The organism is Stenotrophomonas sp. STEN147 (assembly GCF_056757995.1).
The window spans coordinates 60,909-79,577 of the sequence record NZ_JBRRCG010000003.1 but is presented as its reverse complement, the minus strand read 5'-3'; the positions used below and the strand labels follow the sequence as shown (position 1 = coordinate 79,577).

The following is an 18,669-nucleotide window of genomic DNA, read 5'->3' as shown; positions in this document are numbered from 1 at the left end:
GGTTGCCGGGCAGCGTCCGGCATTCGATGGGCGGTTGCCGGCCTGGGGCCGGCATTGCCCGGTGAGGGTCAGAACTTGTAGTTCACACCCAGCACGTAGGTGCGGCCCCACTCGATGTATTCCAGCGGGCGATCCTTGGTGCCGGCGTAGGTGCGGTACGGCTCGTTGGTCAGGTTGCTTCCCTGCAGCAGCAGGGTCAGCCCGCGCAGGGCGCTGCTGTCGCTGAAGGTGTAGCTGATCTGCGCATCGGTCACGTTCTCGCCCACCACATAACGCAGGGTGCGATTGCCGTTGAAGTTGCCGATCTCACCGATGAAGTCCGAACGACGGCGCTGGCTCACGCGGGCCTCGAAACCATTGCGCTCGAAGTACGCGGTGAAGTTGTACACACGCTTGGACAGGCCCGGCAGGCTGATGGGATCGGTACCCACGCTGGAGGCGCTTTCCGGGTCGAGGATCTTGATGTCGCTGTCGTTGAACGTGGCACTGGCCTGCACGCCGAAGCCGCGCAGGCTGTCGGTGAGCATCTCCAGCGGGAACGAACCGGTCAGCTCGAGGCCGCGCAGGGTACCGCCCTCACCGTTCACCGGCGTGGAGAAGGTGCCGGTCGGCAGCACGGGCACCACCATGCCCGGCGGCGGCACGTAGTTGCCGAGCAGCCCGCTGAAGTCGTAGTTGTCCACCGACTGCGTGTAGACGTAACTCTTCAGGTCCTTGTAGAAGATCGCCGCAGCGACGTAGGCCTTCTCGCCGAAGTACTTCTCATAGGACAGATCCAGCGCGGTGGCGCGCCACGGGTCCAGCCGCGGATTGCCGCCGCTGCCGCCGGGGCGGCCGGTGGAGGTATCCACGCCGAACTCCAGGCCGGCGCGCATCTGGTCCACGCGTGGGCGCGCGACCTGCTTGGCTGCCGCGAAGCGCAGGGTCTGTTCGTGCGGGAACATGAAGGCCAGATTCAGGCTCGGCAGCCAGTCGTTGTACTTGCGTCCGTCGGAGTAGGGCTGCACGTTGCTGCCGGCGGGCTGCGACGCGTCCCAGTAGCGGGAGTCCGAACTCTGATCGGTGCGCTGCATCTGCACGCCGATGTTGCCACGCACGCCGACCACGCCGATGTCTGTGTTGATGTTCAGGCGCGCCCAGGCGGTGGTGATCTTCTCCTGCACCGTCCACGACTTGGGAATCAGGTAGTCCAGGTTGTCGACCGGATCGAAGGTCATGTAGCGGGCGACCGCCGCCGGCACGTTCCAGGCCGGGATGGTACCGAGGCCGGCAAAGCCCAGGTTCACCGGGTCGTACTGCAGGTCCGCCGCGATGTTGGCATCGCCCTGGGCACCGAGCAGGATGTTGCCCTCGGACTGGGTCTTGACCTTGCGGCGATCGGCATAGTTCACGCCGATGTCCAGGTCCGGTGCCCACGACGCCATCGCTTCGGGCAGGGCGATGGTCGCCGCCAGCTTGCCGCCCTTCAGGCGATCTTCCACCTTCGGCACCTTGCCGTAGCCGGACCCATAGATGGTGTTGGTCAGGAACAGGGCATCGGGATTGGAGTAGTTCAGCCCCGGGCTGATCTGCGAGAAGCCGTTCTGGCGGATCTGCACGCCGACCGTATCCAGCTGCGGCATGGGCGTGAGCTGCAGATTGTTCTCCAGGTTCAGCTCGTCACGCGTGGCCTTGGAGTAGTTCAGGTCGGCGACCAGCTTGACGCTGCCGAAGTTGAATTCGTTGTTCCAGCCGAACGCGTCGATCTTGTCCTTGCGCTTGTTGTACATGCCGCGCACCAGCGGGTACACGCCGCTGGCGGTACCGCCGGTGAAGGTGCCATCGGCGTTGATCTGCGGATTGCTGATCAGCAGGCCCGGCAGGTAATTGCCGTTGTAGTTGCTGAGGTTCAGTTCGAACTGGTTGGCGGTGTCGATCTGCTCGGCTTCGGTGTGGAACGCATCGAAGGTGCTGCTCCAGCTGTTGTTGGGCCGGAACTGGATCGTGGCCATCACGCCATCGCGCTTGTTGTTGCCGGTACGGCGCAGCGCCTTGATGCCGTCGGAGAAATAGGTGCCTGCAGCAACGCCGGGACGTTTTCCGTCCGTGGTGTACTGGGTGGTCCACGGCTCGTACAAGCCGACCTGGTTTTCCTGGATCGGGTTGTCGCTGTGCGCGTAACCGATGGCGATGCCCAGGGTCTTGTCGAAGAACTGGTCGATGTAGCTGGCGCTGAAGCGGTTGCCGAACTCATCGACGTTGGCCGCATCGCCGAGCGAGCTCTTCTGCAGGCGCCCGCTGACGGCGATCACTCGGTCGGGGAAGCTGAGCGGACGGGCGGTCTGCATGTCGATGGTGCCCGACAGGCCCTGGCCGACCAGTGCCGCATCGGGCGTCTTGTACACCGTCACGCCGTTGACCAGCTCGGATGGATACTGGTCGAACTCGACGCCACGGTTGTCGCCGGTGCTGACGACCTCACGGCCGTTGAGCAGGGTGGTGGCGAAGTCCGGGGACAGGCCGCGCACGCTGATCACCTGTGCACGACCGGCCACGCGCTGCGCAGCCAGGCCGGGCAGGCGCGAGATCGATTCGGCGATGCTGACGTCGGGCAGCTTGCCGATGTCCTCGGCGGAGATCGCTTCCACCACCGAGGTGGCGTCCTGCTTGATCGCGATCGCGTTCTCGATGCCGCGGCGGATACCGGTGACCTGCACCGTATCCAGGTTGGTGGCGGCGGTGCCGGCCGGCGTGGTGGTGCTCTGCGTGGTCTGTGCCGCCGCCAGTGACGGCGCCAGGACAACGGCCAGCGCGATGCTCAGCGCGCTGCGCTTGTGGTTCAACATTTTCCCCTCCCAGGCAATGTTGTTGTTCATTTCGAGGTCGTTCCGGCAACGCCGTGAACGTGCGACGCGGTGGCCGCTGTCGTCGCCGCTATGGTAGGCAGCGGGTTCTCCGCGGGAATCACCCTGCATACGTATTCAATGACGTTTGCAGGGTTGTAATCGCTTTCAGATCCCCGCCACGGTAGCGCCGGGCCATGCCCGGCGAACGTCACGCGGGGGCATCCATCACTCCAATGGCGTGAACCGAATGGCCTGCCCGCCGCCCGGCGCCAGCATCAGGGTCAGTGCATCGGCGCTGGTCACTTCACGCGTCTGCCGCGTGAACGCGAACGGATTGCTGCGGTAGTCCGCACCGTCGCCATCGCGATAGATTTCCGCGCGGTAGCGCACGCCCGGCTCCAGGAAGCCCAGCGACACCGGCAGCACGCGGCCATGCTCGTCGGTGATGCTGCCCAGGAACCAGTCACGGCTGTTGCGGTCGCGGCGCACGATCGTCACGTAGTCGCCCACTTCACCATCGAGCACGCGGCTCTGCTCCCAGTCCACCGCCACGTCTTCGATGAAGCGGAACGCCTCCCGATGCTGCAGGTAGTGTTCGGGCAGATCGGCGGCCATCTGGATCGGGCTGTACAGCACCACGTACAGCGCCAGCTGACGGGCCAGGGTACTGGGGATGGCCTGGCCGTGGCGGCCCTTCAGGCTGAGGATGCCGGGGGTGTAATCCATCGGTCCGGCCAGCATCCGGGTGAACACCAGATTGACTTCGTGTTCGGGCGGGTTCGGCGGCTGGCCCCAGGCGTTGTACTCCATGCCGCGCGCGCCTTCGCGGGAGATCCAGTTGGGATAGGTGCGGCGCAGGCCGGTGTCCTTGATCGGCTCGTGCGGATTCACCGACAGGTGCCGGCGCGCGGCTTCCTGCACGACATGCAGGTGGTGGCGCGCCATGAACTGGCCGTCGTGCCACTCTCGCCACAGCGGGCCACCCGACGGGTTGCGACGGTCGACCTGGCCGTCGTCGCAGACGTAGCCGGTCTTGAACTGGTCCACGCCCAGCCGCGCATACAGGTCCAGCGCGGCGTCGAGCTGCGCCTCATAGTGTTCGATGGCACAGCCGGTTTCATGGTGGCCGATCAGGTGCACGCCCTTCTTCAGTCCATATGCCGAAAGCGCTTCAATGTCGAAATCGGGCGTGGCGCGAGTGAAGTCGAAGTCGTAGCCATTGCCCACCCACATGCCGTCCCAGCCGGGATTCCAGCCCTCCACCAGGACGCCACGGAAGCCGTGCGCGGCGGCGAAATCGATCACCTTCCTGGTCTTGGCGGTGGTCGCCGCATGCTTCGGTCCGGTCGCCCAGCTTTCGTTGTCCAGGTGCATCGACCACCACACGCCCAGGTACTTGGCCGGCTTCACCCAGCTCACATCGCCCAGTGCATTGGGCTCGTTGAGATTGAGGATCAGGTCGGACTCGACCAGGCCGCCGGCGCTGTCGGCGATCTGCAGCGTGCGCCAGGGCGTGACGAAGGGCAGGGCACGGCGCACCTTCCACCCTTCGGCCGAGGGCGAGAGCTGCGCGCGCAGGCGCTGGCCGTCGGTGCGGCGCAGCCACATGCCGGCGTAGTCCACCAGCGCAGCCTCATGGATCGCAACGTGCAGGCCATCGCGGCTGCGCAGCGTCATCGGCGTGTGCACCAGCGGGATCTCGCGCAGCGGCGTGCGCTGGTAGAGATACTCGTAGTGGATCGGTTCGCCGGCGGGGATCCACCATGCTGTGGAGTCTGCCGCGATGGCGAATTCGGTCAGCTCGTCATCGATGATCGCTTCGCGCAGGTTCGGTTGCTCAGGGAACACATAGCGGAAGCCCAGGCCGTCGTCGTAGACGCGGAACACCACATCCAGCCGGCGCTTGCTGCCGGTGGTTTCGGCCAGCTGCACGGTCAGCTCGTTGAAATGGTTGCGGGTGAGGCGGCGTTCCCCCCACGGCTGTTCCCACGTCTCATCGACGCTGCGTCGTTGCTGCCCGAGCAGGATGAAATCCCGGTCCAGGCGGCCATCGCGCAGTTCGAAGCCAAGCCTGGAATCCTCCACTACGGCTTCACCGAAGCGCTCCACCCGGTAGCGGGCGGCGCCGCCGTCCAGCACCAGGCTGACCTTGAGCACGCCGCCGGGCGATTGGACGCTGGTGATCTGCGGGGCGGCCTGCGCCAGCGTGGCCAGGCCCAGCAGCGCAACGCCCATGATTCGCGCGAACACCGCACGTACAACACTGGATGACATCGGCATTTCCCCTCCCAAGGCGCCGTTGGCAGACCCGGACCATAAGCCAGCCCGGCGGGCGTACTGCCGCGTCGGTGCATGAATACGTATGCAGCTGGACGCAGGCGACAGCCCCGCGTCTACCATGGGCCCAAGGCACCTTGAGGGAGGCGCCGCGCCCGCGCGCCGGTCACGGCTGCGCGGACCTATAAACGGTGCAGAGAGGGAGGGAGGTCGACGGGCGCAAGCCGGTCTGCCGCTTCGATGCTGAAGATCATTTGCCTGACCGCTGCCCTGGGGGCAGCGCTGGGGACGACCGCGCATGCGGCCGACCTGGAATTCGACGGCCGCCATGCGCGTGCCGAAGCGGCTGCCAGGGGCAGCTTCGTGCTGCACACGCCGAACGGCGCTGTGCCGATTGCCGCCGCGCCGATGCGCAGCCAGACCGGAAGCGTGATGTTCGACGCGCTGTTCGCGCTGGCCCAGCAGGAGATGGCGCAGGACCGGGTCGATGCGATCCGCGACCCCGCCTTTGACGAAGGACGGCCGGTGCCATGCGACTGCTTCCAGACCGGCGCCCGCTGGCCCTACGTGTGGACCCGCGATGTCAGCTTCGCCGCCGACCTGGCGTTGGCGCGGCTGGATCCGCAGCGCACGCGTCAGTCGCTTCAGTTCAAGTTGTCGGCTGCCCGTGATGGGCGCACGCCCGGCCTGTTCGTCGCGCAGGATACCGGCTCCGGCGGCAGCTGGCCGATCAGCAGCGACCGCGTGGTGTGGTTCCTGGCCGCACGCCACCTGCTGGATGATCCTGCTTTTGCCGAACAGGTCTGGCAGGCGCTGCAGGGCACGCTGGCGCAGGACCGGGCGATGGTGTTCGACCCGCAGATGGGCCTCTATCGCGGCGAAACCTCGTTCCTCGACTGGCGTGAACAGACGTATCCAGACTGGACCCGGGAGAACGTGCGTTTCATCGGTGATTCCTACGCGCTGTCCACCAACGTCCTGCACTACCAGGCACTGCGCCTGGCAGAGCAGATGGCCGCGCAGCGGGGCGATGATCGCCGTGCGCAGTACAAGGCGTGGGCCGATGAACTGGCGGCACGGATCGATGCGCGCTTCTGGCGCGACGACATGGGCCAGTACATGAGCTACATCGGTGAGGCGGCGCATCCGGTGCCCTACGCCAAGGTCGACCTGCTGGGCCTGTCGCTGGGCATCCTGGCCGACGTGCTGCCCGAGGCGCGGGCGCGCCGCGCGCTGGCGAACTACCCGATGGGGCCGGCCGGCAGCCCGGTGGTGTGGCCACAGGAAGCCCAGCAGCCGATCTACCACAACCGTGCGATCTGGCCGTTCGTCAGTGCGTATTCGCTGCGTGCTGCGCGACAGCTGGACGACGCGCCGCGCATCGCCGCCGAGATCCGCTCGCTGATGCAGGGGGCGGCACTGGCTGGTTCCAACATGGAAAACTACGAGCTGGTCAGCCAGGCCGTGCATGTGGACGAAGGCGCGCTGAGCGGGCCGGTGGTCAATTCAGAGCGCCAGCTGTGGTCGGTGGCCGGCTATCTGGCCATGGTCACCGAAGGCGTGTTCGGCGTGCAGGACGATGGCCGCGTGCAGCCCAAGCTGCCGGCCGCGCTGGTGCCGGAACTGTTCGGCACACATCCCCGTATCACGTTGGAAGCCAACGGCAAGCGCTATGTGCTGGAGCGCCCGCAGAACGTGGGCGATGGCCTGCTGGTGGCCGGCAGAACCACCACGCGTGGCAGCACCACGACGGTGCAGCTGGTCGCCGCCCCGGCAGCAACCGGTTTCGCTGCCACGACTGCGGAGGCCAACGTGCGTGCGCCGGCCACGCCGGTTGCGCCGCAGGCCCTGCGCAAGGGCGCGGGCTGGAACGTTCCGGTGGCAGCCGATCAGGTGCTGTGGAAGGACGGCAAGGCGGTCACCGACAGCAAGGGCGTGGCGCGCATCAGCGACGATGGCCTACAGCATTGCCTCAGCCTGACCCGGCGCGAAGGCACGTTGGAATCGCTGCACAGCCCGATGCTCTGCGTCGGTCCGCAGCAGGTGCTGAAGGGCGAGGAACGCTGGCAGTTCACCTCGGCCAAGGCCGGGCAGGTGCGCCTGCGCCTGCAGTACCGCAACCCGAACGGGCCGATCAACACCGGCGTCACGGCTGCGGTCAAGCAACTGGTGCTGCAGTGCCCGGGCCAGCCATTGCAGCGGCATACGGTTGCGATGCCGCACAGCGTGGCCGTGCAGGACTCGACCTCGGCAACGTTCGCTGTGCCCAAGGGGCCATGCACGGTCGCGCTTGAAGAAGGCGTCAACATGAGCGCGCTGCAGCATTTCGCGCACTACACCGGCGGAAAGGGCGGGCGCGAAGGCGTGCTCAACCAGGCGCAGGTGAAGGCGCTGACGCTGGCGCCGGTCGCCACGGCGGAGGACGCACGATGAACCGCCCTGCCAAACCGCAGCTGTCGTTCTGGCAGATCTGGAACATGTGTTTCGGCTTCCTCGGCATCCAGTTCGGTTTTGCCCTGCAGAACGCCAATGCCAGCCGCATCTTCGAGACGCTTGGCGCGGACATGGAGTCGGTGCCCGGGCTGTGGATCGCCGCACCGTTGACCGGCCTGCTGGTGCAACCGGTGATCGGTTATCTCTCCGACCGCACGTGGACGCGCTGGGGCCGGCGTCGCCCCTTCTTCATGATCGGTGCGGTGCTGACAACGCTGGCCCTGCTGGTGATGCCCAACTCGCCTGCCTTGTGGATCGCGGCGGGCACGTTGTGGGTACTGGATGCTTCGATCAACGTATCGATGGAGCCGTTCCGGGCCTTCGTGGGCGACCAGCTGGCACCGCGCCAGCGACCGGCCGGTTACGCGATGCAGAGCTTCTTCATCGGTGTCGGTGCCATCGTCGCCAGCTTCCTGCCATTCATCCTGGCCCACTTCGGCGTGGCCAACACAGCCGCTGCCGGCGAGGTGCCGGATACGGTGCGCTACGCGTTCTATTTCGGTGCGGCAGTGCTGCTGGCGGCGATCACCTGGACCGTGGTCAGTACCCGCGAGTACTCACCGGCAGAACTGGCGGCGTTCGATGACGCCGAGCCACCGGCGCACCATGCCGCCGCCGCTGTGAGCGGCCCCGCGCCGTGGGCGCAGGTTGCGCTGTGGCTGGGTGCGGGCGTGCTGCTGGCCGCTGTGATCGCCGCGCGCCAGGGCGACAGGATGCTCTATGTGCTGGCGGGTCTCTGCGCGGGCTATGGTGTGCTTCTTGCGCTGGCCCGTACGCTGCCGCAGGCGCACATGCTGGCGGCGATCGTGGGTGATCTGCGGGCGATGCCGGTGACCATGCGCCGGTTGGCCTGGGTGCAGTTCTTCTCGTGGTTTGCGTTGTTTGCGATGTGGATCTACACCACCGCAGCGGTGGCCGGCACGCATTTCGGCTCCACCGACCCGCAGTCGGCGGCGTACAACGAGGGTGCCAACTGGGTCGGTGTGCTGTTCGGCGCCTATAACGGCTTCGCCGCACTGGCCGCCTTGCTGATCCCGCCGATGGTGCGCGCCATCGGCCTGCGCTGGAGCCACCTGGTGAACCTCTGGCTCGGCGGGCTGGGCCTGATCTCGCTGATGTTCATCAAGGATCCCACTTGGCTGCTGCTGTCCATGGTCGGCGTCGGCTTCGCCTGGGCCTCGATCCTGTCGCTGCCGTACGCCCTGCTGTCCGACAGCGTGCCGGCGGCGAAGATGGGCATCTACATGGGCCTGTTCAATTTCTTCATCGTCATTCCGCAGCTGGTCGCCGCCAGCGCGCTGGGCTTCGCACTGCGCGAGTGGCTGGGCGGAAATCCCCTGCACGTGCTGGTGCTGGGTGGAGTGAGTCTGTTCATTGCCGGGCTGTGCGTGCTTCGCGTGCCGGCCCATCAGGAGAGTGCGTGATGCATGTGTATTCCAGAATGTCGCTGGGGCTGTCGCTGGCCCTGCTCGCCACGGCGGTACAGGCCGCATCGCGCCCGGACTACGTGGGCACGCTCGAACCGTTCGCCAGCGATGCCGTGTACTTCGTGGTGACCGATCGTTTCGTCAACGGTGATCCTTCCAACGATCATCGCGATCAGGGGGGCAGCCACCGCACGTTCGACATTCCGGTGCCCTGCCCGGACAAGGTGGACGGCAACATCGGCTACCTCGGCGGCGACTTCAGGGGCGTGCTCGACAACGCCGACTACATCCGTCAGCTCGGCTTCGGTGCGGTGTGGATCACGCCGATCGTCGACAATCCGGATGAGGCGTTCACCGGCAGCAAGCCGATCAGCTGCACCAGCACGCTGACCGACCGCGGCAAGACCGGCTACCACGGTTACTGGGGCATCAACTTCTACAAACTCGACGAGCACCTGCCCAGCAAGGACCTGGACTTTGCAGGCCTGACCAAGGGCCTGCACGGTGCCGGCCTGAAAGTGGTGCTGGACATCGTCGGCAACCACGGCTCGCCGGCCTGGACCATGCCGACACGGCAGCCGCAGTTCGGCCAGATCTTCGACAAGGAGGGAAAGCTGATCGCCGACCACCAGAACCTGCCCCCGCAGAAGCTGGATCCAAAGCACAACCCGCTGCATGCGTTCTACAACACCATCGGTCCGGTCGACAGCAAGGATGGCTCGATCTTCGATGGCAACCTGGCCGAGCTGTCCGACTTCAACCAGAACAACCCGGCGGTGATGGACTACCTCGTCGGCGCGTACCTGCAGTGGACCGCGCAGGGCGTGGACGCACTGCGCATCGATACCATCGGCTGGCTGCCGCACCCGTGGTGGCACGAGTTCGTGAACCGCATCCGTGCCGAGCATCCGAACATGTTCATGTTCGGCGAGGCCTTCGATTACGACGCCAGCAGGATTGCCGAGCACACCTGGCCGCGCAACGCCAACGTGAGCGTGCTCGACTTCCCGCTGCGTGGCGCGCTGGAACAGACCTTCGGTACCGCCGGCAAGGGCTTCGAGACGCTGGCCGAGCCGCTGCACCTGACCGGCGGCCCCTATGCCAATCCGTACGAGCTGATGAGCTTCTACGACAACCACGACATGCCACGCCTGCAGGCCAGCGACAACGGTTTCATCGACGCACACAACTGGCTGTTCACCGCACGTGGCATCCCGGTGGTCTACTACGGCTCGGAAACCGGCTTCATGCGGGGCCGTGCCGAGCATGCCGGCAACCGTGCCTACTTCGGCCAGGCGCGGGTGGATGCCGCACCGCAGAGCCCGATCTTCGCGCCCCTGCGGCGCATCGCCCAGCTGCGCCAGGCCACCCCGGCGCTGCAGCGCGGCCTGCAGGTGAACGAGCGCCTGCGTGGCAATGAGGCGGTGTTCTTCCGTGTGCTGCAGCAGGGGGATGTGGCACAGACCGCATTGGTGCTGTTGAACAAGGGCGACAAGGCGACGGTTTTCCAGGTGGAGCGCTACCTGCAGGCGGGCCGCTGGCGCGACGCGCTGGACGGCGGTTCGTTGCAGGTGGATGCCTCCCTGAAGGCCGAAGTGCCCGCGCATGGCGTGAAGGTGTACGTGCTGGATGCCTCCGTGCAGCAGCCAGCGCTGCAGGCCGAGCTGGACAAGGCGATGACCGACCAGAAGGCTCGGGACCAGCGTCTGGGACGGTGAGGGCGCCGCCGGGCATGGCCCGGCGCTACCGCTCTTGTGGGTGCCAACCTGGGTTGGCATTCCCGCCCTGGTAGGTGCCAACCTGGGTTGGCACGCTCTTCGAGCAGGCTCGACCCTACAATAGGCACCCCTCACGCCGCGCCGTACCGCCATGTCCGACCTCGCCCCGCAGACCCCGATCGAAACCCTGCTGAAGGCGGCGATGGACGGGGCGGTGCCGATCCGCGCCTTCATGGAGGCCTTCGTCGCCTCCGAGGTGCTGCTGCTGACCGGCAGCCTGGTCACCCCCGACGGCAGCGGCTTCGACCCACTGCTGTTCGACAAGCAGGGCACGCTGCACGTGGCCGTGTTCACCGACCCATCGCGGGTGGGCATCTACAGCCAGCAGGCCGAACACCAGATCCGCTGGCTGATGCTGGACGTGCTGCGCCGCGTGCCGGGGGGCTACGGCGTGGTGATCAACCCGGGTACCTCGCTGGGCTTCGAGATTTCGCCCAGCGGCGTCGGCGAGATCCTGAAGGATTTCGCCCAGGGCTGAGGCCACCCGACGGGGCCGTCCACCTGCGGGCCTTGCGGCACCCGGTCCGGTGCCCGCAGGCCGGGTTCACTGCGTAGTCCCGTCCGATCACGTCCGCTGTTTCAGCCGCGCAGCGATGATTCCCGCACCACCAGCTTCACCGGGATGCTCTGGCTCTCCACCGGCTGCCGGCTGATCGAGGCCAGCAGCCGTTCCACCAGCAGTTGCCCGGCCTGCTTGGTGTCCTGCTGCACGGTGGTCAATGCCGGCGATACAGATGCGGCCAGCGGGATGTCATCGAACCCGGTGACCGCCACGTCCTGCGGCACGCGCAGGCCGGCCTCGCGCAATGCACGGATCGCACCGATGGCGATCAGGTCGCTGGCGGCGCAGATCGCATCGATCGGTTCGCCTCGCGCCAGCAGCGCCTGGCAGGCTTCCTGGCCGGACGCTTCGGTGGTGATGGCATCGTGCTGCAGGGCCGGTTCGGCATGCAGCCCGTGATCGCGCAGGGCTGCCACGTGACCGCGATAGCGCTCCTCGAATTCCGGGTAATGGCTGGAGGCGTGGCCGAGGAAGGCAATGCGCCGACAGCCCTGCTGCAGAAGATGGGTGGTGATGTCGTGCCCGCCCTGGAAGTTGTCGCTGCCGATCGACACCCCGGGCTGGCCGGGCAGGGCTGCACCCCAGCGCACGAAGTGGGTGCCCTGTTCGACCAGCCGCTGCAGGCGGTCGCGCGATTCGTGGTAGTCGCCATAGCCCAGCAGGATGATGCCGTCGGCCTTGTTGCTGTCCTCGTAGTCGGCCTGCCAGTCGGTCGACAGCTGCTGGAACGACACCAGCAGATCCTGCCCGTGCAACGCGCAGGCGCGGGTGATCGAACCCAGCATCGAGTGGAAGAACGGGTTGATCAGCGAATCGTCGTTGGTCGGGTCCTCGAAGAACAGCAGGGCCAGCGTGCCGGCATTGCGCAGGCGCAGGCTGGAGGCGTTCTTGTCCACCTTGTAGTTCAGCTCGCGGGCGATGCGCAGGATGCGTTCGCGGGTCTCCGCATTGACCATCGGGCTGCCGCGCAGGGCCCGCGACACCGTCGGCTGGGAGACGCCGGCCAGATGGGCGATGTCCAGGGAGGTGGCTTTGCCTTTGATGGTCATGGGGGAAGCGCGCGAACGAATGAGTAGATGCCCCGGCATGATGCCATGGGGGCGCCATCGCAGCGCCGGCCGTCACTGCGGCCGGCCGCGCCGGGATGTCCGGCCCGGATGGCTAAGTCATTGCCTTACAAGGATTTCAGTAGGATCTTTCGGTGTCATTCGTCGCTTCTGGCCGGGCACGGAGCGGCGGCAGTGCTAAGATGCGGTGTTCTTGCATTCCCCCAAATTCATCGGGGGCGGCCCAGTGTCCTGCACCCCCGGCCGGGGCTGTGCTATCACTGGTCGACTGCCCCTGGACAACGGACGAAGGTACCTATGGCGCGCGGCATCAATAAAGTCATCCTGGTCGGCAATCTCGGCAACGACCCGGACGTGAAGTACACCCAGAGCGGCATGGCGATCACCCGCATCAGCCTGGCCACCACCAGCGTCCGCAAGGACAAGGATGGCAACCAGCAGGAACGCACCGAATGGCACCGCGTGGTGTTCTTCGGCAAGCTCGGTGAGATCGCCGGCGAGTACCTGCGCAAGGGCAGCTCGGTCTACGTCGAAGGCAGCCTGCGTTACGACAAGTACACCGGCCAGGACGGCGTGGAGAAGTACTCCACCGATATCGTCGCCGATGAGATGCAGATGCTGGGCGGCCGCGGTGAAGGCGGTGGCGGTGGTGGCGGCAACTACGGCGGTGATCGTCCGCAGCGCCAGCAGGCACCGCGCCAGGAGTACGGCGGTGGTGGCGGCCAGCGTGGTGGACAGGGCGGTGGCTATGGCAACCAGGGCGGCAACCAGGGTGGCGGCTACGGCAACCAGGGCGGCAATCAGCGCCCGCAGCCACAGCAGGCGCCGCCGATGGACGACTTCGCTGACGATGATATTCCGTTCTGATCGGACGCGCGTCCGCAGGAAACAGAAAGCCCCGCCGATGCGGGGCTTTTCTTTTTTCCACGGCAGGCCGGCGTTGTGCCGCGCAGCATGGATTTTTCGTGCACCGCGTCTTGCAAAAAAAAGAATTCCTCCCTTATGGTGCAATCGATTGCATTGCTGTGAATCGTTGCGTTTGATACCGGTTGGGAGGCCGGCAGATGGATGTCCATCCATTCGATCGGACCGGCATCGGGGCTTACGCGGCGCGATGCGTTGCGCATGGCGTTCGCTGGCGGCCTTGGCCTGGCTGCGGCAGCCGCGCTGCCCTCGTTCGCCGCCCAGGCCCCACTCAAGGGCAACCTGAAGCATTCCGTCGCCCGCTGGACGTTCCCGCAGCAGTCGGTCGCCCAGCTCTGCCAGACGGTGAAGGATATCGGCTTCGCCGCCATCGATCTGGTGGGACCGGCGGACTGGCCCACACTGAAGGCGCATGGCGTCTACAGCTCCATGTGCAACGGCGCCGAGATCAGCCTGACCAAAGGCTTTGCCGGCCGCCAGTATCACGATGCACTGGTGGAGCGCTACGCGCGGCACATCGATCTGGTGGCCGATGCCGGCTACCGCAACCTCATCTGCTTCTCCGGCAATCGTGACGGCATGGATCCGCGGGAAGGCCTGGAGAATGCCGAAGCCGGGCTGAAGCGCATCCTCGGCCATGCCGAGAAGCGTGGTGTCGTGCTGGTGATGGAGCTGCTGAACTCCAGGGTCGATCATCCCGATTACCTGTGCGATCACTCCGCATGGGGCGTCGAGCTGTGCCAGCGGCTCGGATCGGACAATTTCGGCCTGCTGTACGACATCTATCACATGCAGATCATGGAGGGCGACATCATCGCCACCATCGGCAGGCATCACCGCTTCTTCAAGCACTACCACACCGCAGGTGTGCCAGGCCGGCACGAGATCGGTGACCAGCAGGAACTGCATTATCCGGCCATCTGTCGCGCGATCCGCGACACCGGCTTTGAGGGGTATCTGGCGCAGGAGTTCATGCCTGCGGCACCCGATCCCGTCGGCTCGCTGCGCGAGGCGATCCGCCTCTGCGACGTCTGAAACGATATCCACCCAGGTGAAGTAGACCCATGGCAGACAATCATTACGACGCCATCGTTGTTGGCTCGGGAATCAGTGGCGGTTGGGCGGCGAAGGAACTGACCGAGAAGGGCCTGAAGGTCCTGATGCTGGAACGCGGGCGCAACATCGAGCACGTCAAGGACTACGTCAATGCGATGAAGGAGGCGTGGGATTTCCCGCACCGCAACCGGCCGACACAGGCGATGAAGGCCGCCTTCCCCGTATTGATGCGCGACTACGGCCTGGCCGAGAACCTGGAAGGGATGTGGGCCAATGAGCAGGAGTCACCGTACACCGAGACCAAGCGCTTCGACTGGTTCCGTGGCTACCACGTAGGCGGCCGTTCGCTGATGTGGGGGCGGCAGAGCTACCGCTTCTCCGACCTGGATTTCGAAGCCAACCTCAAGGACGGCATCGCTACTGACTGGCCGATCCGCTACGCCGACATCGCACCCTGGTACGACCATGTGGAGAAGTTCGCCGGCATCGCCGGTACGCGCGAGGGACTGGACGTGCTGCCGGACGGTGAATTTCTGCCGCCGATCCCGCTGAACATCGTCGAGAAGGATGTGGCCGCGCGGATCAGGAAGGCGTTTGGCGGAACGCGGCACATGATCCACTCGCGTACCGCCAACATCACCCAGCCGATGCCCGAGCAGGGGCGCGTGAACTGCCAGTACCGCAACAAGTGCATCCTGGGCTGTCCCTTCGGTGCCTACTTCTCGACCCAGGCGGCGACGCTGCCGGCGGCGATGAAAACGGGCAATCTGACATTGCGGCCCTTCTCGATCGTCAAGGAAGTGCTGTACGACAAGGACCGCAAGCGCGCGCGCGGTGTGGAGGTCGTCGATGCCGAGACCGGGTTGACCTATCAGTACACGGCCAAGGTCATTTTCCTCAACGCATCCTCCTTCAACTCGACCTGGATGCTGATGAACTCGGCCACCGATGTCTGGGAGGGCGGGCTGGGGTCGTCATCCGGCGAGCTGGGGCACAACGTGATGGACCATCATTTTGGTGCCGGTGCCTCCGGCCGGGTCGAGGGTTACGACGACAAGTACTACTTCGGTCGCCGCCCCTGCGGCTTCTACATTCCGCGCTTCCGCAACGTCGCTGCGGACAAGCGCAGCTACCTGCGCGGATTCGGCTACCAGGGCGGTGCCAGCCGCACCGGGTGGTCGCGCGAGATCGCCGAGCTGAACATCGGTGCCGACCTGAAGGAGGCCCTGACCCTGCCGGGCGACTGGCGTATCGGCATGACCGGATTCGGCGAGATGCTGCCGCACCACGACAACACGATCCGCCTGGATCCGCAGCGCAAGGACAAGTGGGGGCTGCCGGTGCTGGCGATGGACGTTTCGATGCGCTCGAACGAACTGGCGATGCGCAAGGACATGGCGGCCGACGCTGCCGAGATGCTGGAGGCAGCCGGCGTCAAGGACGTGGAGATGCACGACAACGACTACGCCCCGGGCAAGGGCATCCATGAAATGGGCACGGCCCGCATGGGCCGCGATCGCAGAAGCTCCGTGCTCAACCAGCACAATCAGGTCTGGGATGCGCCGAATGTCTATGTGACCGATGGCGCCTGCATGACCTCCAGCGCGTGCGTGAATCCATCGCTGACGTACATGGCGCTGACGGCACGGGCCGCCGACCATGCCGTACGCGAACTGAAAGCGGGGAACCTGTGATGGACCGTCGCGAACTCCTGAAGATGATCGTCGCCGCCACCGGCGCGGCCATGGTGGGCCTGCCCGCACTGGCCGCAGGGCAGAGCGCGACGACAGGATCGAAGGCCGCGTTCTCTGCCGCTGACATCAGCATGCTGGACGAGATCGCTGAAACCATCCTGCCGCGAACCACAACGCCGGGCGCGAAGGATGCCGGCGCGGGCCCGTTCATGGCGCTGTTCGTCACCGATTGCTACACCCCCCGACAGCAGGCGATATTCCGCGCCGGCCTGGTCGATATCGACAAGCGTGCCGGTGGCCGCTTCGTGTCGCTCCCCTCGCAGGCCCGCAGCGAACTGTTGCGCACCCTGGATGCGGAAGCCCGGGCGCACGTCGTCGAGGTCACCGAGACCGGTGCCGCGGAAGAGGGGGAGGCTGCGCCGCACTACTTCACGATGATCAAGCAGCTGGTCATCTTCGGCTTCTTCACCTCGAAGGTCGGTGCGACCGAAGTGCTGAAGTACGTTGCGGTGCCGGGTCGCTATGACGGCGATCTTGCCTATACGCCCGGCACGCCGGCGTGGGGGACCAGCTGATGGACCTCCACGCCTCGACCCTTCACCTTGATCCGGAAGCACGATGAACCGACCTCTCCTGACAGTGGCCTGCCTGCTGGGCACCGCACCCGTGTTCGCGCAGGACGGCGGCGACCCTGCGCGCGATCCGGCGAAGACCGAGGTGTGGACGCCCGTTCCCGCGGTCGTGGCGACGCCGCCGGGCCGCGCGCCCTCCGATGCGATCGTGCTGTTCGATGGCAAGGATCTGTCGCGCTGGGAGTCGGAGCAGGGCGGACCCGTGCCCTGGACCGTTGCCGATGGCGCGCTGACCGTGGTGCCCGGCAGCAAGGGCATCCGCACCAGGCAGCGCTTCTGCGATGTCCAGCTGCATGTCGAGTGGCGCACGCCCACCGCGACCGCCGGATTCGACGGCCAGCACCGCGGCAACAGTGGCATCTTCCTGCAGGAGGTGTACGAACTGCAGGTGCTCGACAGCTACAACAACCCGACCTATGCCAACGGCCAGGCCGGATCGATGTACAAGCAGGCCATTCCGTTGGTGAATGCCTCGCGTGCGCCCGGCGAGTGGCAGGCCTACGACATCATCTGGAAGGCCCCGCGCTTCTCGGCAGGCGGCGGGCTCACCTCGCCGGCCCGCATCACCGTGCTGCACAACGGTGTGCTGGTGCAGGACGACACGGTGCTGGCGGGCAAGACCGAGTACATCGGCGCGCCTTCCTACGCGCCACATGCCTGTGCGCCGCTGTACCTGCAGGAGCACGACGCCAGGGTGAGCTACCGCAACATCTGGGTGCGCGAGCTGTAGCGCACCCTCCTGCCTACTTCGCCAGGTAGCTGGCGATGTTGTCGATCTCCTGCTGCGACAGCTGCGGGAAGGGTGGCATCAAGCCGCCGCCCTGCTTGATCTTGTCCTTGATCTGCGCGGGCTGAAGCCGCTTGCTGACGTCGGTGAGCGCAGGGAACGTCGGCGGCACGCCGGCGCGCTCCGCACCGTGGCAGGCCACGCAGTGCGTTGCGTAGAGCTGCGCTCCGGCGGCAGGGTCTTCCTTGCACCACGCCGCAGCGGCCAGCAGGGTGCCGCACAGCGCGACAGTCACTTTCAGAATCGTTTTCAAGCTGGGCTCCTTCGCGGGCTAGCGCTGTGCACCGGCAGGCACGCGGGCAGTCAGGTGTTCACGCAGATAGTCCGCACCGGTGCGGATGACGGTGGCTGGATCGCGGGGCTGGTCGTGCTCGAGGATGTACCACTGCACGCCGGCCGTGGCGGCGGCGGGCAGGATCGCCTTCCAGTCCAGGACGCCCTGGCCCACGGCGGCGAAGCCGCCTTCATCCTCAGCCTGGCCCTTCGGGGCATTGTCCTTGGCGTGCACCGCGAACAGGCGGCCTTTGAATCGGCCCAGCATCACCACCGGGTCATGGCCGGCGCGTGCGACCCAGGCCAGGTCCAGTTCGGTCTGCAGATCGGGGCCGGCCGCGGCGAACAGCAGTTCCAGTCCGGTCGTGCCATTGAAGTCGACCAGCTCAAAGTCGTGGTTGTGATAGGCCAGGCGCATGCCCTTGGCACGGGCCTGCTTCGATAGCTGGCCCAGTTCCTTGCCCAGCGCCGTCCAGCCGGCAGCGTCGGTGGGGCGGTCTTTCTCGGCCAGATAGGGCACCACCAGCGTGGTGTTGCCGATGGCCCGGTTGAAGGCGACCACGCCATCCAGGTCACTGCGCAGATCGGCCAGCTGCGTGTGCGAGGAAATCGCCTTGATCGAATACTTGTCGAGCAGCTGCTTGAGTTCGGCAGCGCTGACATTCTGCGTACCGACTGTTTCCACGGCGCGCACGCCGGCGTCGTGGACGATTTTCAGCTGCTGGTCGAGCGAGCCCGCATCGCGCAATGTGTACATCTGCACCGCGATGGGCGTGTGCACGTCGGTGGCATCGCGCGCGAAGGCGGGCAGGGCAACGAGCAGCAGCAGTGCAAGGCTTGCGGTCCTGCGGATACGGATGTTCATCAGGCAGTC

The 18,669-nt window shown here is 66.1% G+C and carries 14 protein-coding genes; 9 read left to right on the top strand and 5 right to left on the bottom strand.

Features of this window, described 5'->3' with window-relative positions; genetic code table 11:
• Nucleotides 1–68: 68 nt before the first annotated feature.
• Nucleotides 69–2,825, bottom strand: coding sequence for a TonB-dependent receptor (locus ACVOKU_RS05210; RefSeq protein WP_065174735.1), 2,757 nt, complete (start codon nt 2,823–2,825; stop codon nt 69–71).
• A gap of 225 nt (nt 2,826–3,050) precedes the next feature.
• Nucleotides 3,051–5,105 carry a glycoside hydrolase family 97 protein gene (locus ACVOKU_RS05205; protein ID WP_481559322.1) on the bottom strand — a complete coding sequence of 685 codons (2,055 nt, stop codon included), beginning with the start codon at nt 5,103–5,105 and terminating at the stop codon, nt 3,051–3,053.
• Nucleotides 5,106–5,342: 237 nt separating this feature from the next.
• On the opposite strand from ACVOKU_RS05205, the gene ACVOKU_RS05200 reads away from it, so the two are divergent.
• The 4 genes from ACVOKU_RS05200 (at nt 5,343) to ACVOKU_RS05185 (ending at nt 11,278) form a co-directional block, all read left to right on the top strand.
• On the top strand, nt 5,343–7,535 hold the full coding sequence (locus tag ACVOKU_RS05200; protein ID WP_481559321.1) for a glucosidase family protein: 2,193 nt from the start codon (nt 5,343–5,345) through the stop codon (nt 7,533–7,535).
• A complete protein-coding gene (locus tag ACVOKU_RS05195; RefSeq protein ID WP_128989392.1) occupies nt 7,532–9,019 on the top strand; it encodes an MFS transporter in 1,488 nt (495 codons plus the stop codon). Before ACVOKU_RS05200 ends, ACVOKU_RS05195 begins: the two co-directional genes overlap by 4 nt.
• On the top strand, nt 9,019–10,740 hold the full coding sequence (locus tag ACVOKU_RS05190; RefSeq protein WP_481559320.1) for an alpha-amylase family glycosyl hydrolase: 1,722 nt from the start codon (nt 9,019–9,021) through the stop codon (nt 10,738–10,740). The genes ACVOKU_RS05195 and ACVOKU_RS05190 overlap by 1 nt, the downstream gene beginning before the upstream one ends.
• Before the next feature lie 151 nt (nt 10,741–10,891).
• Complete coding sequence (locus tag ACVOKU_RS05185; protein ID WP_164151766.1) at nt 10,892–11,278, top strand: SseB family protein; 387 nt, start codon at nt 10,892–10,894, stop codon at nt 11,276–11,278.
• Between the two features lie 101 nt (nt 11,279–11,379).
• Here ACVOKU_RS05185 and ACVOKU_RS05180 read toward each other — a convergent pair whose 3' ends face one another.
• On the bottom strand, nt 11,380–12,411 hold the full coding sequence (locus tag ACVOKU_RS05180) for a LacI family DNA-binding transcriptional regulator (RefSeq protein ID WP_053516684.1): 1,032 nt from the start codon (nt 12,409–12,411) through the stop codon (nt 11,380–11,382).
• A gap of 315 nt (nt 12,412–12,726) precedes the next feature.
• On the opposite strand from ACVOKU_RS05180, the gene ACVOKU_RS05175 reads away from it, so the two are divergent.
• The 5 genes from ACVOKU_RS05175 to ACVOKU_RS05155 all read left to right on the top strand — a co-directional run bounded on the left by ACVOKU_RS05175 (nt 12,727) and on the right by ACVOKU_RS05155 (nt 17,465).
• Nucleotides 12,727–13,296 carry a single-stranded DNA-binding protein gene (locus tag ACVOKU_RS05175; RefSeq protein ID WP_057496281.1) on the top strand — a complete coding sequence of 190 codons (570 nt, stop codon included), beginning with the start codon at nt 12,727–12,729 and terminating at the stop codon, nt 13,294–13,296.
• A 201-nt stretch (nt 13,297–13,497) separates the two neighbouring features.
• Complete coding sequence (locus ACVOKU_RS05170) at nt 13,498–14,388, top strand: hydroxypyruvate isomerase family protein (protein ID WP_180875414.1); 891 nt, start codon at nt 13,498–13,500, stop codon at nt 14,386–14,388.
• A 29-nt stretch (nt 14,389–14,417) separates the two neighbouring features.
• On the top strand, nt 14,418–16,103 hold the full coding sequence (locus ACVOKU_RS05165) for a GMC oxidoreductase (protein WP_481559319.1): 1,686 nt from the start codon (nt 14,418–14,420) through the stop codon (nt 16,101–16,103).
• On the top strand, nt 16,103–16,678 hold the full coding sequence (locus ACVOKU_RS05160; protein ID WP_053516689.1) for a gluconate 2-dehydrogenase subunit 3 family protein: 576 nt from the start codon (nt 16,103–16,105) through the stop codon (nt 16,676–16,678). Before ACVOKU_RS05165 ends, ACVOKU_RS05160 begins: the two co-directional genes overlap by 1 nt.
• 43 nt (nt 16,679–16,721) lie before the next feature.
• On the top strand, nt 16,722–17,465 hold the full coding sequence (locus ACVOKU_RS05155) for a 3-keto-disaccharide hydrolase (RefSeq protein ID WP_065182393.1): 744 nt from the start codon (nt 16,722–16,724) through the stop codon (nt 17,463–17,465).
• Between the two features lie 13 nt (nt 17,466–17,478).
• Here ACVOKU_RS05155 and ACVOKU_RS05150 read toward each other — a convergent pair whose 3' ends face one another.
• Together ACVOKU_RS05150 and ACVOKU_RS05145 are read right to left on the bottom strand one after the other, a co-directional pair.
• Nucleotides 17,479–17,775, bottom strand: a complete 297-nt coding sequence (locus tag ACVOKU_RS05150) for a c-type cytochrome (protein ID WP_053516691.1) — start codon at nt 17,773–17,775, stop codon at nt 17,479–17,481.
• Nucleotides 17,776–17,793: 18 nt separating this feature from the next.
• Nucleotides 17,794–18,660 (bottom strand): sugar phosphate isomerase/epimerase family protein, encoded by an 867-nt coding sequence (locus tag ACVOKU_RS05145; RefSeq protein WP_481559318.1) that lies wholly within the window; start codon nt 18,658–18,660, stop codon nt 17,794–17,796.
• Between the last annotated feature and the right edge of the window lie 9 nt (nt 18,661–18,669).

Excerpts from the sequence above, each read along its gene's own strand:
- ACVOKU_RS05155 (WP_065182393.1), top strand. The coding sequence starts at position 16,722 with ATGAACCGACCTCTCCTGACAGTGGCCTGCCTGCTGGGCACCGCACCC.
- ACVOKU_RS05165 (WP_481559319.1), top strand. The coding sequence starts at position 14,418 with ATGGCAGACAATCATTACGACGCCATCGTTGTTGGCTCGGGAATCAGT.
- ACVOKU_RS05195 (WP_128989392.1), top strand. The coding sequence starts at position 7,532 with ATGAACCGCCCTGCCAAACCGCAGCTGTCGTTCTGGCAGATCTGGAAC.
- ACVOKU_RS05160 (WP_053516689.1), top strand. The coding sequence starts at position 16,103 with ATGGACCGTCGCGAACTCCTGAAGATGATCGTCGCCGCCACCGGCGCG.
- ACVOKU_RS05145 (WP_481559318.1), bottom strand. The coding sequence starts at position 18,660 with ATGAACATCCGTATCCGCAGGACCGCAAGCCTTGCACTGCTGCTGCTC.
- ACVOKU_RS05200 (WP_481559321.1), top strand. The coding sequence starts at position 5,343 with ATGCTGAAGATCATTTGCCTGACCGCTGCCCTGGGGGCAGCGCTGGGG.
- ACVOKU_RS05205 (WP_481559322.1), bottom strand. The coding sequence starts at position 5,105 with ATGCCGATGTCATCCAGTGTTGTACGTGCGGTGTTCGCGCGAATCATG.
- ACVOKU_RS05175 (WP_057496281.1), top strand. The coding sequence starts at position 12,727 with ATGGCGCGCGGCATCAATAAAGTCATCCTGGTCGGCAATCTCGGCAAC.
- ACVOKU_RS05210 (WP_065174735.1), bottom strand. The coding sequence starts at position 2,825 with ATGTTGAACCACAAGCGCAGCGCGCTGAGCATCGCGCTGGCCGTTGTC.
- ACVOKU_RS05190 (WP_481559320.1), top strand. The coding sequence starts at position 9,019 with ATGCATGTGTATTCCAGAATGTCGCTGGGGCTGTCGCTGGCCCTGCTC.
- ACVOKU_RS05180 (WP_053516684.1), bottom strand. The coding sequence starts at position 12,411 with ATGACCATCAAAGGCAAAGCCACCTCCCTGGACATCGCCCATCTGGCC.
- ACVOKU_RS05185 (WP_164151766.1), top strand. The coding sequence starts at position 10,892 with ATGTCCGACCTCGCCCCGCAGACCCCGATCGAAACCCTGCTGAAGGCG.
- ACVOKU_RS05170 (WP_180875414.1), top strand. The coding sequence starts at position 13,498 with ATGTCCATCCATTCGATCGGACCGGCATCGGGGCTTACGCGGCGCGAT.